The following is a 15,652-nucleotide window of genomic DNA, read 5'->3' as shown; positions in this document are numbered from 1 at the left end:
CCCATACTCATGCCAGGGACTCCACCCATACCAGGAGAACCACCCATGCCCATGCCAGGGAACCCGCCCATGCCCATGCCAGGGAACCCTCCCATGCCCATGCCAGGGAACCCACCCATGCCCATGCCAGGGAACCCTCCCATGCCCATAATGCGTTGAGAATCTATTGTCATGTTTTCACCCACTTTTATTTAGTCCTCCACATAGTATGCTTGAAGAAAATAAAAGAGCTTATTTTCCTTTAAAATTAGGCACTCTTGAATTAGGGAAAGAAACTAAGGAGGTCTGAATCAAGTCTTGCTAATACTAGGAGTTATAAAAATTGGGTTGAAAAATTGAAGTTTTTATCCCGGTTCAAAAAGCATCAAAAAAGAGGTTTTTCTATTTGTTACTAGTTGAAAAAATTAGCGTGCATCGGGTTCTTTGATTTTGCTGCTCATTTCATATCTCGCTTTTCTAAAATAGAAAGCCATTATGAACCAAGCAATTTCATCTTTAGAATGGCCGCATATTCTCTTATGAAAAGAGATGTTTTGACAACACGCGGTGTTTCCGCTGCCAATGGATACCCTTTAATGCCAACCTTTTGAGCCAATTTTATTGAGCGGTAAAGGTGGAAATCATTGCTGACAATGACGGCTTGATCGATTTCGTATAAGTCTTTCGTGAATGTAAGATTTTCATAGGTTGACGTGGAGAGATCCTCTTTCAGTATCCTGTTTTCATTCATTCCATTTTCTAAAAAGAAACGTTTCAGAGCTTCTGCTTCGGTAATATCTTCTCCCTTTCCTTGTCCTCCGGTAACAATGACAACAGTATCAGGGTTTTCTTCTAAATACTCAAGTGCCTTTCTGGCCCGGTAAAGAAGGCTAAGAGACATTTCTTCCCCATTAACTTTTGCTCCAAGGACAATCAAATAAGGAATGTCGGAAGGAGGGGACTTGCGGGCCGTTCTCATCATTTCAGCATGGAGAGAAGTGATGATAATGAATGGAATTAGGATAACAGCGCCCCAAAAAATGAATTTTTTCATGTTTTTCCTCCTGGAAATCATGTTTGAATGGATTCGTTAATAGACTAGTATAGATTCCATTCATTATATCTTAAATTTGCCAATCATTGAAAATGGGATTTTCATTGATTATATACAGGGAGACTTGAACATGAATATTCAACAATATTATGAGAAAACGGCATCTATTTCTTTAAATGCAAGCATGGCTTCGCTTGTGCCGCCGTTTTTTCTGATCGTATACGGAATCATTATTGCTCCCCAGGGAAAGATGGTTTTCATCGTTTTGCCATTTTTATTATACAGCTTTATTTGCTATCAATTTTATTTGATCAATGACAAGCGTGCAAAAGAAATAACTGAAAATCATATAGATGATAAGACTTCAATATTATTGAAAAAGGATTCAGTCCTCATCACCTTTATGCCAGCACCATCATTAAGAATGCTGCTCTTTGATCCTGAAGGGCAATTGGTAGGAGAAATAAAAGACATGAAATTTTGGTCGATCCGGTGGGTTATGCCTTATTTTTTGGACAAGCTTTTTAAAAGGAAATATGGACTGTACGATGAGACAAACGGGCTTATCGCAATTTTTATCGTGAAAAATAATAGAATAGAAATATTAGATTCAGAAGGAATCTTGAAATCATCTATCATTCAGAAACCATCGCAAAAGCGCTCTGAATTTATTTTTCAAAAGAAAGGGAAAAGAATTACCGTCGAGCGTTCCTTGTTATTTATGGATTATCGTTTTTTTAAAGGTGATCGTATAAAAGCAGGCCGGTTACGAAAAGGCTTGATGCCATTGGAGTGGGGGAAGCGGTTTAAGGATGCAAATACACCTGTGATGTCTTTTGAACAAGATTTGGAGGGAGAGGATCGGGTAGAGATATTCGCGATTTTGACGAAACTCTTTCACTATACAAATCATTGAAATATACGAACAGGCTAATTTGCATTATCGCAGATTGGAGAAAGGAAAGTTTGACTGGCCAACGCAACATCCTGTGCCACTTACCATATTAAGAAGGCAACTGAGATGCCTTCTTGAAGAATTCATATGAACAAAAACAAGGGCATAAGCCGTACATGCGAGAACAATCCTGTGAAAAATTCATATATTTAGAAGGGATTTGATTCATTTTGTCGAATGGATTTTTCCCCTAATCGTCAGGAAAAGCATTTCAAACGAATGGAAATCTACTTATCACGTCAAACGAAGGATAGTTGGTTATTATACGGGGCTGATCAGTGGTTAGTGATATTGTATAAAAGGATGCATGAGGATCTACTTGCTCGAACCATCCTTCATGCGGATGAAACAAGCTTTCAAGCCTTACAAATGCAGAAAGAGGGACAGACTCTTTTTGCATTTTTTTATTGGCTACTTTCAGTCAAAATCGCGAATAATAAAAGTAGTCCGTAACATTTACAAAATCGTATATGTTCAATTGCTTTATTGTACTACTTATTTCAACCAAATTAAGAAAGCTGAAAATATTAGAAGAACAGATCATTTTAAAATCGCAAATTTTCAGGAGATGGATCGTTATGTCATGGAAATTATTCTTTTCATACGAATTCATAAAAGACGTTGTAATTTCAGTAGGTATCTTTTTGCTGTTCTTACTTCTTCGGAAGTTTTTTGCCAAGTATGTCATTGCTCTGCTAATAAAATGGATTCGAAAAGAATCACATAGTTTTTTCGCTCACATGTTTTTATCATTCGAAAGACCAATTCAGTGGATGTTTATTCTATTGGGAATTTATGTATCCGCTTGGTATTTCCCTTATTTAGATCCAACACATGTGTTATTTGTGAAATTAATAAAATCCTCTATTATCTTTGTTGTTGGTTGGGGATTGTTTAACTTATCATCTTCATCTACGCTTCTTTTTGCCAAGCTTAACGAAAGATTCAATTTTGAAATCGATGAAATACTCATCCCGTTCGTGTCTAAATTAATACGGGTTATCATTGTGGTACTTATCTTTAGTGGGATTGCAGAAGAATTTAATTATAATGTTATTGGTTTTGTTGGAGGTTTAGGATTAGGCGGACTTGCATTTGCCCTAGCTGCTAAGGATGCAATTGGTAATTTATTTGGAGGAGTCATAATCGTTACGGAAAAACCTTTTACAATTGGAGATTGGATTTTGACACCTAGCGTAGAAGGAACAGTTGAGACGATTACTTTTAGAACCACAAGGATACGAACATTTGCACAAGCACTCGTAACCGTACCAAATGCAAAACTAGCAAATGAAACAATAACGAACTGGAGTGAAATGGGAAAAAGGCGAATTGTGTTCAATTTAAGTGTAACGTATGAAACACCCAAAGATAAATTAGAAGGTGTTATTAAACAGATGGAGTATATGCTAAAAAATCATTCTGAAATCCACCAAGACACAATCGTTACGAAGTTTGATAAATATGGGGCAGATGGGTTAGATATTTACCTCTATTTTTTCACAAAAACAACAGTCTGGTTAGATTTCTTAAAAGTAAAAGAAGAAATCAACTTTAAAATAATGGAAATCCTTGATAAAGAAGGGGTTTCCCTTGCGATTCCTAATAGAAAATTGTATGTCGATTCAAAATCAGAGGGGAATGGTAAAGTTAGAAGTGAGAGTTTTAAAAGTGAAGTACCTGAAATCCTACACAAAGATTCGTGATTTTTATCCCCTTTTAACAAGCAGAAGACCTGTTCACGAACAGGTCAATTTCTGTGTACCAGTAAAGAAAGATCATCTGGACATTAGAGACAAGAGATGGACTTATGAGATAGGCGAAAATTAGGGAAATAATATAAGAGGGAATATTTCATCCCTCTAGTGTATTAAGATGAAATTAATATTGTTTCTTTACTAAAATACCCTAATTCAGTAAGGAGGCTTCATTCTCTTAAGAATAGATTCTTTCATTTCCTCCGAATATCGTTTACCATTATTATTTTTCATGTCGATCAACCTCCGTGTATTACTTAAACTATACACTAAAGTTAACAGAGGGGGAGTTGCATATGACAACGCACCTTATGAATCTTAAAAGTAAGATTGGAAGGCATAATATAAAAATTATGCCTATTTGTTTTGCGTCAGCAAAGTTGCAGTCTATAGGATCCCGATCGGTACAATGGTGTCTGAGGTGGAGGGAATCCCCTCCTTTTACTCGATATTAATAAATATACTGTGTAAACAAAAATTAAACAAATAGTATGAAAATTGAAAAAACATATTGAAATGCATGTATGAAGATGCTATTCTTAAAAAGAGACAGGCGAATGCCTATGTAATCAGTAGTTATTCGAGGTGTGCACTTTATTTTATCTTTGGGGGGATTGGAAATAAAAAGTGTCGACAGACGACAAGATTGGAGAGATTAAATGAACACTTTTGAGATTGAAAAACCAGTGAGATATTATGAACAAGTATACAATTCCATTCGAGAAATGATCGTTCAGGGAGTACTAAAGCCTGGTGATAAAATTTTTGAAGCAAAAATAGCAAGAGAATTTAATATTAGCCGAAGCCCTGTAAGGGAAGCAGTACGCGCGTTAGAAAAAGAAGGTCTCTTAGTAATAGACGAAAAATCAAGAATTACAGTATACAAGCCTACGATGAAGGATATTGAAGATATATATGAATGCAGGATGGCACTTGAGTCATTAGCTGCAAGATTGACAACAAGGCTTGCTTCAGGGCAGGAGATAAAAAGAATTGAAAATACTGTACTTAATTCAAAACGATATTTAGATGCTGCAGATGAGCAAAATAGACTAGCGCTTATCACGGAAAATACTCAGTTTCACGATCTTATTACAAAGTATAGTCAAAATAGAAGATTAAAAAAACAGCTTAGAGATTTAAACTCTTTGAGTCACTATTACAGAGTTTTAAACTTCCAGGGTGAGAATAGAGAATGGGTTGTTTTCAACGAGCATCAAGAAATTCTTAACTTTATGAAACGTAGAGATGAAGAAAAAGCCGCATTTATGATGAGAAAACATCTTGAAACAGATTTAACTCATTTGAAAGAAATTTTTGCAAACCAATAAGTACTTAAAAAAATTGATATTCCCACTAGAATATGAGCGTCTATAATACGCTCTTTTCATTATAAGAGTAATCATAGAAGTTGAAAATTTAAAGCTGTCGACAGACGACATTTTAGTATTTTATTGATATAGGAGGTTAATCAGTTGAAAACTATTATACAAAACGGAACGATTGTTACCGCAACTGATTGTTTTAATGCAGATATTATGATAGATAAAGGAAAAATAGCAGCTATATCGGATCACCTTTTTCCCGAAAAGGAGGACTATGTTATTGATGCGAATAGACATTACATATTTCCAGGGGGTATAGATGTTCATACCCATCTTGGTTGGCCATTCCAAAGTGCTGGGACTGCAGATGATTTTGTAAGCGGTACCAGAGTAGCTGCAGTTGGTGGAAATACAAGCATCATTAACTTTACAAAGCCTAAAAAGGTTGGGAGCTCCTCAAGAACATGGTCATAATATTCGCTTATAATTGTATGAAACCCGTAATCTATTAAAAAAGGTTCCCCCTTCTTTTTCCATTCCTTTAAGTTATCTAGAATGGTTCCTGGTATAGAAGATACTTTTTCTATTGTTTACCACTTTGGGGTTCATGAGGGAAGAATTTCTTTACAAAAGTTTGTAGAGATTATGTCTACAGGTCCTGCAAAAATATTTGGAATGTATCCAAAAAAAGGAAGTATCGCTGTTGGATTTGACGCAGATATAGTTCTATTTAATCCTAAAGCTTCTAGAATTATTACAAAGGAAAAGCAATACCAAAATGTAGATTACAATCTTTATGAGGGTACAGTCGTTCAAGGAGCCATTATGCGAGTACTTTCCAGGGGTGAGGAAATTGTTCGTGATGGATATGTTATCGGTGAACAAGGGCGAGGACAGTATTTATATAGGAAGAAAAATTCTAATTTACGAACAGGAGAGCTACTTTCTGGTAGTACTCATATTTAGTAATTTCCCTAGTTACGTTTACTAAGCAAATATTAGAGGAGGTGATTATTGAAAATTACTTTAACGTTTTGAGAATAGCATAACTCTTTGACTCTTAAGTTGAAAAAGGAGGATTTTTATGCCAAAAAGTAGCGCAGGTCTGCAAGTGTCAGAACAATCACTTGGTTTAACGGCAAAACCAACAAATGTGCGTTGGCGTGTGTTTATTATGCTTCTCTTACTCGTTACAATTAACTATGTTGACCGTGCTGTTTTATCTATTGCTATGCCGGCGGTCCAAAAGGATTTAGGCTTAGATCCTGCAATAGTCGGAGTCATCCTTAGTTCCTTCTTTTGGGGATATGCTCTAATGCAAGTCCCATCAGGTTGGCTTGCGGACAAATATCGTCCAGATAAGGTTGTTTATGGCGCCGCCATAAGCTGGGGAATCGTTCAAACATTAACAGGCTTTATCATGGGTGCAAAATCATTAATATTCCTAAGGGTTCTGCTAGGAATTACAGAAGCCCCAGTTATGCCGGGGGCCTCAAAGCTACAATCCATATGGCTGAGTTCCAAAGAAAGAGGCCGTGGGGCTACTATTATTGATAGTGGAGCACCGCTAGGAACTGCCGTTGGAGGACCAATTATTATTGCTTTTATGGCATGGTTTGGAGGATGGCGCGGTGCATTAATTGGAGCTGGGATCCTTACTATCATCATAGCTTGGCTAGCATGGAGAGTTATAAAGGGGGGGCCAAATGCTAACCCAAAAGTAAACGAGGCAGAACGTGAATATATTCGAAAAGCTCTCGAAGAAGAGTATGAAGAACAAAAACGTAATGCTTCGGGAGTAAAAATTGGTGCTAAAGATTACTTAAGAGCTCGCAATTTCTGGTGTATGTGTCTCGGCTGGTTTTCGTTTAACACAGTTTTTTACGGACTAATGACTTGGGGGCCATCCTATCTTGCAAAAACACAAAATTTAGATATTAAAGCAATTGGTGGATCGATACTAATCATTTTTGGCTCTGGTTTTATCGGGGAAATTATAGGTGGATTAATCACAGATAAGTGGCGCGATAAAGGTGGTAACTTTAACACAGTAATGAGGACGATGCTATCAATTGCAGGCATCATGACGGCTATTTCAATTTTTCTATTAAGTAGGTCTACTTCGGTAACGATGGCAATTACTACACTCTCAATTGCATTATTTTTTCTTCGGTGGGGTGGCTTATATTGGAGTATACCTTCTGCAATCTCGCAAAGAGAGCATATTGGTACAGTTGGTGGTTGTATGAATTTTGCGGGAAATATTGCGGGTATTGTAACCCCTATTTATATCGGTATTATTGTTTCACTCACCGATTCCTACTTCTTGGCGTTAATGGTGTTTGTTGGCGCAGGTCTCCTTTTAGCAACGGTATCAAGCCTAATTAATTACAATAAAAAAATCGGGGTTGCTCATTAATTATTTAAGGAGGAATAATCATGATAAAAGAACCCAAAAAAATTGGAATGCTTACTCCCTCTTCAAACACAGTTCTAGAGCCAATTTGCTCGAAGATGTTATATCGTGTTCCGGAGGTTACTTGCCATTATGGTCGATTTGAGGTTACGAAAATCTCATTAGAGCAGGATGCCTTGAGTCAATTTAATTTTGAACCTATGCTCCAGGCTGCTGAGTTGCTGGCACATGCAGAGGTTGATTTAATAGCGTGGAACGGAACTTCTGGCGGATGGCTTGGTTTCGAAGTGGATCATGAACTATGTGAAGCGATTACAAATAGAACAGGAATTCCGGCAACAACCTCTATGTTATCCCAAGTAAGAGCATTTAAAGAACACAATATAAAATCTGTGCACCTTGTTACACCATATATTCCTGAGATAAATAGATTAATAGCAGAACAATACAAAAAGCATTGCAATATTGACACGATTAATGTTCAAGGACTTTCCCAAACAGTAAATCGTTCCTTTAGCCAAGTAGATCAAGGCAGAATTGAAGAAATGATACAAGCAGTAACTGTTTCTCCTGCTGATGCATTAAGTGTTGTATGCACAAATTTTCCTGCAGTAGATCATGTGGAATATTATGAAGAAAAATATAACATTCCTATGTACGACACGATCAATGTACTAATATGGGAATGCTTAAAAATGGTAGGTGTAGACCCAAGGACTGTAAAAGGATGGGGAAAAGTATTTTCAAGGGAAAAGGTAAGTAGCTAATTAAGTAATCTTTGATGAGCATTCAACCTGTGGGGGTTGCAATGCTCTCTTCATTTGTTAAGACTGAAAAATTCACAATGATTCTGTACGGCGATTTTCGTCTTCTCAGACGACTCCATACATTTTACGGGATAGAAGATTAGCTATCCCAACCCTTACATGTATGCAATTTTCAATGTACAGAATTCATAAATTAATTATATCACGTATGAAAATTTTTAAAAGTTTTCTGGGGAAATAGACCTTATTCTTAAATGTAATAAATTTAATAACGAAAGATGTAGCTTTGAAATAAAGTTTGATTAAAAATTAACTAAAAAGGATGATTTCATCATAAAAGAATTCAACGCATTTTGAAAAAAGATTAATCAAAATGCGTTGGTTATTTTTCCTAATATGAGATTTTTATAAAAAAGTTTAATCATTTTAGCTACGTTCTTCAATTAAAGCACCATATAGTTTAATAACCTGATTTACTGATTATATCTTCAATTTTTCATATTTAACTACATAGATATAGTTTTTGTTGCAACTGTTAGTTGAAATGCCTGATCATGCTCAACAATAACCATCGTGGGATTAAATCTTTGAATAAGCTCTTCAATCTGCATGCGCGAATAAATATCAATAAAATTTAACGGTTCATCCCAAATATATAAATGAGCTTTTTCACATAAACTTTTGGCTATAAGCAGCTTTTTCTTTTGTCCACCAGAATAATGAGAAATATCTTTTTCAAATTGAATTCGGTCAAAATCCATCTTGCGTAGGATGGATTTAAATAACGTTTCATCTATCTCATGCTCTTCAATAAAGTCCGATAACAGTCCCTTCAAATGAGAAGTATCTTGTTGGACATAGGAAATAATGAGGTCTGAACCTAAATTCATTGAGCCTGTATGATGTATGGGATGTCCTAGAATTAGTTTTAGGATACTACTTTTCCCACTTCCATTCTTTCCATCAAGTACAATTCGGTCACCTTGTTCAACTTTAAAGCTAATTGGCTTATTCACTATTTGGTCATCGTACTTAACAGACACATCATCCAAAACAATCAATTCATTTGACTGAAATTCCAATGGTTCTAATTTTAATGACTCAGTTTTTTCCACATTTTTTAGCAGTTTTGACTTTTCCTCAATAGCTTTTTGTTGCCTTGATTCAAGGTTCTTTGCTCTCTTCATCATCTTTGCCGCTTTATGTCCTACAAAACCCTTGTCCAACTTTGAACCTGAATTCGTTGTCCCATTTTTGGAAGCTTCCACTTGATTAGACCAACCTGCTGAACGTTTTGAAGATTGTTTTAATCTCCCGATGTCTTTTTGTAGACGCTGATTTGTTGCCTCTTCGTGTTCCTGCTGTCTATCAAAATTTAACTTCCAAGAAGAATAGTTACCACTTTGAACTTCAATATTTGCCCTATTTATAGATAAGATATGGTCAACGCATCCATCTAAAAAGATTCTGTCATGTGAAATTAAAATAAACCCTTTTTTCTTCCTTAGATAATCAGAGACCATCTTTCGTGCATCTGTGTCTAGATGATTGGTTGGCTCATCAATTAATAGAAATTGACCCTCAGTCAAAAAAAGTGCAGCAAGTAACACCTTTGTTTGTTCTCCATTTGATAATGTTTTAAATGGTCGGTACATGACCTCGGCATCTACATTTAGATAGGATATTTCACGAAGAAATTCCCAATCTTCTGCTTGGGGACAAATTTCTTCAAAGATTTCATGAGTATACTTGTTTTTATCCGAAACTGGATAAGGGAAATAATTAAATTCTACCGAAGAAATGATTTTCCCGCTATACTCATAATTCCCTAATAATAAATTAAAGAATGTTGTTTTACCTCGTCCATTTCTACCGATAAATCCAAGTTTCCAATCCGTATCTATTTGAAAGTTTACATCTTCAAAAATATTATCAAAGCTACCTGGATAAGAAAAAGTTAAGTCTTGAACTTGTATCATTGACATGATAATTCCTCCTTTGTATATCAACACTTTTTACTTTTTATACAAAGTCGGCACATCCATCTATTCTAAATTTCTCCGTATAAGTTTGATGGATATTAACGACTTATACGGAGTATTACATGCGTAATAATAGTGTCTGAATCGCTCATTTCTCTCTCCTTTATTTATTAGATTAAAGTTACATATTAAAAAATATCAATCTTAACTATGAGAGAATAAAAAATCCTCCCAATTTGCAATTGGAAGGATTAGTCTTTCACTTATATTAAATAAGTTCTTTTTTGCCAATGGAATCATGACAAATAAAGTGTAAACTGATTTATAAAAATGGATAGACTAACCCTATATTTTGTAGATTGAAGTTATTCATTTCAAATAAAAATATAGATTAGTTAATCATTGTCCATCCATCAGTCCTTTCATAATTGTATTTTTATATTAACAAATTTTTTTATAGAATACAATTTGGCATCATCTTCACCGAACCTTAAATGAGAACTGACGGTTGGATTATATCTGATTGAATTTAATGGAATGAAATCTATTTTCTTCAAAGTTATATTGTGGCAGAGGATTTAATAAAAAATTTTAGCGTGTTTTGACTTAAAATTTGAAGAACTTGTTGATGAATCAAGAACTATGGATGAAGAAAGCATTCTAAAAATTTTAGAAAATTTTTATGGTGTTGAAAAGTTAAGCGAAAATGTGGAGAAGGGGATAATAGAATTACAACCTGAAGACCTGCTCACGAAAAGGTCAATTTCTGTATACCAGTAAAGAAAGATCATCTGGACAATAAAGATAAAAGATGGACTTATGTGATAGGCAAAAATTAGGGAAATAATAGCATAAAGAGGGAATATTTCATCCCTCTAGTGCATTAAGATGATAGAAATTAATATTGTTTCTTTACAAAAAATACCCTAAATCAGTTTTCGAATCCTAAAGTTATCCTCAAGCAGTAGCCAATTTTGCGGAAACGGATAGCCGAGCACCCAATAACTTATGCCGCGCAGCCTGTAATCTTTTGCCAAATCAAATTTCGCCTGAGCACTGCGGGCATCTTCAAACCAGACTTCATGTCTGCGTCCTTGTTCATCTGTATACCGGAAAAAAGGAGTCTGTGAAACGGGATCATATTGGATGGCAGCCCCATATTTGATGGCCCGACGGACCGCTTCCTGCTGGCTGAAGGTTTCAGCCTCCTGACCCTGAACGTGTGGGAGGAGCCAATCGCGTGCGTATATTTGAAAGCCCATAAAAATCTTGTTTCTTGGGATGACGGTTACCGCATAATCAAGAACCCGCTTAATCTGATTTAGCGGCGAAATCGCCTGTGGCGGCCCTAACCGATACCCCCACTCATAGGTCATTAAGATCACATAGTCGGCAATTCGTCCATGTGCAGGATAATCATGAGCTTCATATAATAAACCTTTTTGTTCACCGCTCGTTTTTGGCGCAAGGGCGGTTGAAACAAAGTATCCTTCGGAATGCATGCGGTTGACTGCACGCTGAAGAAATTGATTGTAAAGTTCACGGTCTGACTGAAGAACATTTTCAAAATCGATGTGTAATCCGCGATAGCCTTTGTTTTTCATCGTAGTCACAATATTTGTTAATAACCGATACTGAATATCTATGTTGGAAAGGATCGTATGAGCAAGTTTCGATCCAGGATCTTTAAAAGTAAAGTTCGTAATAACCATCTTTGGGACGACATGAGCGGCTAATGAAGCTTGAATCGTTGCTGTGTCATCGATGGATTCCAAAGACCCATCTTCCCGCATGACATATGCAAAAGGGGACTGGTATGTTAAATAGCGCCCCACCTCCGTTACGAGCCTGCCGGCTTCTTCGCCCATAGTGTTCGTATACGCATTCACATCAATCAAAGGCTTTGCAAACGGGATGGACAATACTGTACCCGAAGGAATCAAATTTGGATTTTGAATTCTGTTGACTTTAATAATCTCCTGTGCCGTGACACCATACCGTTGGGCAATTTGCGGTAAGCTTTCACCTGGCTGGACGGTATGGGTTCTCGCAGGAATAACTAAAACCATTCCAGGATGAATTTGAGCCGGATCTCTGATTCTATTTGCCTTTAAAATTGCCTGCACGGTTGTACCGTATCGCCTAGCAATCATCCATAAAGCCTCTCCAGTGCGGACTGTATGAGAGAGATGTGACGTCGGTATAACAAGAGCCTGACCGACAGCCAATTTACCGGCACTTTCCAGCTGATTTGCTGTTGTTATTTCATTTATAGAAACCCCGTAACGCTGTGAAATCTGCCATAAAGATTCTCCCCTCTGCACAACATGAATTTGCATGTACGTACCTCCTTCGTATTCATTTCTATTCCACTATATTCCTAGCTAAGGAGTTTTATCATAAATGTTTGCTGTTCAAGGGAGGACTTTATAAAGATTTAAAAGCAAATTTCCAAATTTTAATTGTATCTTACGGCTAAAGAAGGCTTTATAATGACAGAGTTATCTTAAAAAAGGAGTAAGACGATGAATAAAAAAGTTTTTAGCTTTTTTACTGCTCTATTAATCTTTATTCTTTCATTTGGAAACATTGCACACGCTGCAGCTTATAAAGTCCAATCTGGAGATACTCTCTGGAAAATTGCATCGAAAAATAATATGACAGTCGAAAAGCTGGTTAACCATAATCGATTGACTTCTACATTGCTAAGCGTGGGACAAAGTTTAGATATTCCCCAAGCAAGTAATTACAAAGTTATTTCCGGAGATACTTTTTATAAAATTTCTGTTAAATTAGGGATATCTATTGCTGAACTAACACAGGCGAATCCACAAATAAAAAATTCAAATCAGATATATCCCGGACAGGTGATAAATGTTCCAGAAAAACCTTATGCTGGAATGATATTTATGGGGCCGAGCAGCAAGAAAGTAATTGCCCTTACCTTTGATGATGGACCTGAGGATGTTTACACGCCCAAAGTTTTAGAAATCTTAAAAGCCAAAAATGTAAAGGCAACCTTCTTTGTACTAGGGCAGCAAGTGAAAGCATTTCCTGAATTGCTAAAACGGATTCATCAAGAAGGCCACGCAATTGGCAATCATACATGGTACCACCCTAATATGACAACTTTAACTGATTCACAAATGATTCAAACTGTGCAGTCTACTACGGACGAAATCGAAAAGATTACAGGAGTTAAGACCAACTTGTTCAGACCTCCATATGGAGCGATCAAAGATAATCAGATTGAAATCTTAAATAAGTTAGGATACCGTTCTATATCATGGACGATTGATTCCTATGATTGGAATGGAACTGCGGCAAATACAATTTTATCAAGAGTTAATATTCGGGCTGTCCCAGGCGGGATTGTTTTGATGCATAATTTCAAAGATGAGCTAAAATTGGATGGAATGATCGAGGCTCTTCCAAAAATGATAGATAATTTGCGCGCACAAGGATACGAATTTGTTACAATCCCAGAATTATTAGGGAAATAGACGTGAAATAAGGTGTCCCAAAATTTATTTTGGGACACCTTATTTTTTATGTGCCTGACACCATTCGTAATGAGATCGGTAGCCATTTCCCCCGTATGATTTGTGCATAGTGCAGAAAAATGGAGTCATCAATGAAAGTATAGTATGATAAATTCAATAAATTCAATCATAATTATTTGATAAATCGGTTTGCGAATTGTTGATGAGGTGCTTGCATGAAGAAATTTTTAATAGGGGCTGCTTTGATCGTCCTTATTTTATTTATTGTGGACAAATCAATCCTGAAAGATAATGGGATTGTAAAGAAGGCAGAGCAATTTCAGAAATACGAAAAGATAGAAAATGCTGAACAGCTGCCAGTTGGCTTAAATAAGGGCGATAAAGCTCCCGAGATTGAGTTAGTGGATTTGGAAGGTCATACAGTAAAACTAAGTGATTATAAGGGAAAACCGATCTTGTTGAACTTCTGGGCGAGCTGGTGTGGGCCATGCAGAATCGAAATGCCATATATGGAGAAACAATACAAGAAATATAAGAAAGACGGCTTCGAAATTCTGGCAGTGAACGTCACCCAGACGGAGAAAAAGAGAAGTGACGTTGACAAATTTATCAAAGATTTTCAACTCACCTTTACCATTCCTCTTGATGAAAAAGGGACTGCCTCAGCTGACTATGAAATAATTGGTTACCCTACAAGCTATTTCATTGATTCCGATGGGGTAATCAGGAGTAAGGTGATTGGGCCATTGGATGAAGAATTTTTGGAAAAAGAAATTAGAAGATTACCGTAGCAAAAAAACTGTGTTGCAATCGAAATGATTGCAACACAGTTTTTTTTATTTAACTTTCTGCCATCATAGATAGGCGTTCCTTAATTCGTCTCTTACGGTAAAGCATCATCCCAGCCTCGGCCATATCGTTGACAGCAGACCGGTTTATAAACGCCCCGAATAGCAATCCAGCAACAGGTATCATTTGGAAGAGCTTCTTCCATCCGATTTGATCCCGATACGTAAATATGACCTCTCGCCATCCTTGAAGCTCTGAAATGACTTCTCTTTTCGCTTCTTCATCTGGCGAGTCAATGAGTGACAGCTGCTGTAAAATCGCTTTTTTTCCAACGATATCGGAAGAAACGAACTGCAGAATTTTGACAATATATATCCGTTCCTTTTTATCATTAGGGTTATACCCATAGCAAATCGCGATATCCTGAAGGGTTTTTAACTGCATGCCTAGGAGCAGTGGGATATCGATTGAGATGGTCAGGATGCCACCAATCCCTGTCGTCGCACCTTGAAAGGTTGCGAGCCTTTTGCGATTGGTTGTAAGTTTAGTAACGGCCTCATCCATTTGTATAATTGGTAGAGGTGCCACGTCCGCCAAACCTTCGATCCCCATTTTAGGATAATAGGATTTCAATGAGGAAACGGGACTTAAATACCTGCCTCCAGATTGAATGAATTGACCAAGCTCGTCCAGAATAATGCCGATCTTTTTTTGTAAAAAGACCGGGGTAAACTTGTCCAGCAATTTAAAAGGGAGCCTGCCAAGCTTTTCCCAAAACCAAAGGCCGCTTTGGCTCTTTTCCCATTGCTCACACTTTTTCAGTTCATCTAGCAAATCTTCCTGTCTTTCAATCAAGAGGCATTAATCCTTCCATCGTAAGATAATTAAAATTACGGATTATGTACTGAAATGGTTTCAATTTAAGGCACCAGCAATAATCAGTAATACTTGGCTTCAACACTTTCCTATTGAATCTTCCTAAAAACGCATCCGAACGGTTCCTTTTTTGGTTAACGAATATATATTTCCCATTTGGCGCAAAAAATTTGCACAGTCTACTAAAATAACCGTGCTCGTTACCCGTAATTTTGAATTCCATATTATTATTATTATTATTATTATTAT

Annotated in this window: 14 protein-coding genes; 10 read left to right on the top strand and 4 right to left on the bottom strand. The window is 36.6% G+C overall.

Going from position 1 to position 15,652, the window contains the following annotated elements:
* Positions 1 to 472 precede the first annotated feature (472 nt).
* Complete coding sequence (locus BGM26_RS07225; protein WP_217039082.1) at positions 473 to 1,033, bottom strand: YdcF family protein; 561 nt, start codon at positions 1,031 to 1,033, stop codon at positions 473 to 475.
* 130 nt (positions 1,034 to 1,163) lie between these two features.
* Here BGM26_RS07225 and BGM26_RS07220 point away from each other — a divergent pair, with 130 nt between their 5' ends.
* The 8 genes from BGM26_RS07220 to BGM26_RS07190 all read left to right on the top strand — a co-directional run bounded on the left by BGM26_RS07220 (position 1,164) and on the right by BGM26_RS07190 (position 8,253).
* On the top strand, positions 1,164 to 1,949 hold the full coding sequence (locus BGM26_RS07220) for a hypothetical protein (protein WP_217039080.1): 786 nt from the start codon (positions 1,164 to 1,166) through the stop codon (positions 1,947 to 1,949).
* 216 nt (positions 1,950 to 2,165) lie between these two features.
* Positions 2,166 to 2,441 carry an IS66 family transposase gene (locus tag BGM26_RS07215; RefSeq protein WP_302053224.1) on the top strand — a complete coding sequence of 92 codons (276 nt, stop codon included), beginning with the start codon at positions 2,166 to 2,168 and terminating at the stop codon, positions 2,439 to 2,441.
* 125 nt (positions 2,442 to 2,566) lie between these two features.
* Positions 2,567 to 3,694: a mechanosensitive ion channel family protein gene (locus BGM26_RS07210; protein ID WP_217039078.1), complete on the top strand. Its 1,128-nt coding sequence runs from the start codon at positions 2,567 to 2,569 to the stop codon at positions 3,692 to 3,694.
* 710 nt (positions 3,695 to 4,404) lie between these two features.
* On the top strand, positions 4,405 to 5,076 hold the full coding sequence (locus tag BGM26_RS07205) for a GntR family transcriptional regulator (protein ID WP_217039076.1): 672 nt from the start codon (positions 4,405 to 4,407) through the stop codon (positions 5,074 to 5,076).
* Positions 5,077 to 5,220: 144 nt separating this feature from the next.
* Positions 5,221 to 5,544, top strand: coding sequence for an amidohydrolase family protein (locus BGM26_RS21445; protein ID WP_254119109.1), 324 nt, complete (start codon positions 5,221 to 5,223; stop codon positions 5,542 to 5,544).
* 81 nt (positions 5,545 to 5,625) lie between these two features.
* Positions 5,626 to 6,036: an amidohydrolase family protein gene (locus BGM26_RS21440; protein ID WP_254119106.1), complete on the top strand. Its 411-nt coding sequence runs from the start codon at positions 5,626 to 5,628 to the stop codon at positions 6,034 to 6,036.
* A 118-nt stretch (positions 6,037 to 6,154) separates the two neighbouring features.
* Positions 6,155 to 7,489 (top strand): MFS transporter, encoded by a 1,335-nt coding sequence (locus tag BGM26_RS07195; RefSeq protein ID WP_217039075.1) that lies wholly within the window; start codon positions 6,155 to 6,157, stop codon positions 7,487 to 7,489.
* Between the two features lie 20 nt (positions 7,490 to 7,509).
* On the top strand, positions 7,510 to 8,253 hold the full coding sequence (locus BGM26_RS07190; RefSeq protein WP_254119104.1) for a maleate cis-trans isomerase family protein: 744 nt from the start codon (positions 7,510 to 7,512) through the stop codon (positions 8,251 to 8,253).
* Between the two features lie 506 nt (positions 8,254 to 8,759).
* Here BGM26_RS07190 and BGM26_RS07185 read toward each other — a convergent pair.
* Positions 8,760 to 10,238, bottom strand: a complete 1,479-nt coding sequence (locus BGM26_RS07185) for an Lsa family ABC-F type ribosomal protection protein (protein WP_217039072.1) — start codon at positions 10,236 to 10,238, stop codon at positions 8,760 to 8,762.
* 923 nt (positions 10,239 to 11,161) lie between these two features.
* Positions 11,162 to 12,574 (bottom strand): glycoside hydrolase family 18 protein, encoded by a 1,413-nt coding sequence (locus BGM26_RS07180; RefSeq protein ID WP_217039070.1) that lies wholly within the window; start codon positions 12,572 to 12,574, stop codon positions 11,162 to 11,164.
* A 186-nt stretch (positions 12,575 to 12,760) separates the two neighbouring features.
* On the opposite strand from BGM26_RS07180, the gene BGM26_RS07175 reads away from it, so the two are divergent.
* Both BGM26_RS07175 and BGM26_RS07170 read left to right on the top strand, forming a co-directional pair.
* The gene (locus BGM26_RS07175) at positions 12,761 to 13,738 is read left to right on the top strand and encodes a polysaccharide deacetylase family protein (protein WP_217039068.1); all 978 of its coding nucleotides are present in this window, start codon (positions 12,761 to 12,763) and stop codon (positions 13,736 to 13,738) included.
* A gap of 215 nt (positions 13,739 to 13,953) precedes the next feature.
* A complete protein-coding gene (locus BGM26_RS07170) occupies positions 13,954 to 14,529 on the top strand; it encodes a TlpA disulfide reductase family protein (RefSeq protein ID WP_217039066.1) in 576 nt (191 codons plus the stop codon).
* Between the two features lie 49 nt (positions 14,530 to 14,578).
* Here BGM26_RS07170 and BGM26_RS07165 read toward each other — a convergent pair whose 3' ends face one another.
* Entirely contained in the window at positions 14,579 to 15,382 is an 804-nt protein-coding gene (locus BGM26_RS07165; protein WP_217039064.1) for an EcsC family protein, read from the bottom strand.
* Between the last annotated feature and the right edge of the window lie 270 nt (positions 15,383 to 15,652).

Source organism: Bacillus sp. FJAT-29790, assembly GCF_019039215.1.
GTDB lineage: Bacteria > Bacillota > Bacilli > Bacillales > Cytobacillaceae > Cytobacillus.
The sequence above is the reverse complement of the archived record's forward strand: the minus strand, read 5'-3'. Positions and strand labels throughout refer to the sequence as shown.

Bases quoted from the DNA above. Each gene is read 5' to 3' on its own strand.
- BGM26_RS07220 (WP_217039080.1), top strand. From the start codon at position 1,164: ATGAATATTCAACAATATTATGAGAAAACGGCATCTATTTCTTTAAAT.
- BGM26_RS07180 (WP_217039070.1), bottom strand. From the start codon at position 12,574: ATGCAAATTCATGTTGTGCAGAGGGGAGAATCTTTATGGCAGATTTCA.
- BGM26_RS07175 (WP_217039068.1), top strand. From the start codon at position 12,761: ATGAATAAAAAAGTTTTTAGCTTTTTTACTGCTCTATTAATCTTTATT.
- BGM26_RS07225 (WP_217039082.1), bottom strand. From the start codon at position 1,033: ATGAAAAAATTCATTTTTTGGGGCGCTGTTATCCTAATTCCATTCATT.
- BGM26_RS21440 (WP_254119106.1), top strand. From the start codon at position 5,626: ATGGTTCCTGGTATAGAAGATACTTTTTCTATTGTTTACCACTTTGGG.
- BGM26_RS07185 (WP_217039072.1), bottom strand. From the start codon at position 10,238: ATGTCAATGATACAAGTTCAAGACTTAACTTTTTCTTATCCAGGTAGC.
- BGM26_RS07210 (WP_217039078.1), top strand. From the start codon at position 2,567: ATGTCATGGAAATTATTCTTTTCATACGAATTCATAAAAGACGTTGTA.
- BGM26_RS07205 (WP_217039076.1), top strand. From the start codon at position 4,405: ATGAACACTTTTGAGATTGAAAAACCAGTGAGATATTATGAACAAGTA.
- BGM26_RS07195 (WP_217039075.1), top strand. From the start codon at position 6,155: ATGCCAAAAAGTAGCGCAGGTCTGCAAGTGTCAGAACAATCACTTGGT.
- BGM26_RS07190 (WP_254119104.1), top strand. From the start codon at position 7,510: ATGATAAAAGAACCCAAAAAAATTGGAATGCTTACTCCCTCTTCAAAC.
- BGM26_RS07215 (WP_302053224.1), top strand. From the start codon at position 2,166: ATGGATTTTTCCCCTAATCGTCAGGAAAAGCATTTCAAACGAATGGAA.
- BGM26_RS07170 (WP_217039066.1), top strand. From the start codon at position 13,954: ATGAAGAAATTTTTAATAGGGGCTGCTTTGATCGTCCTTATTTTATTT.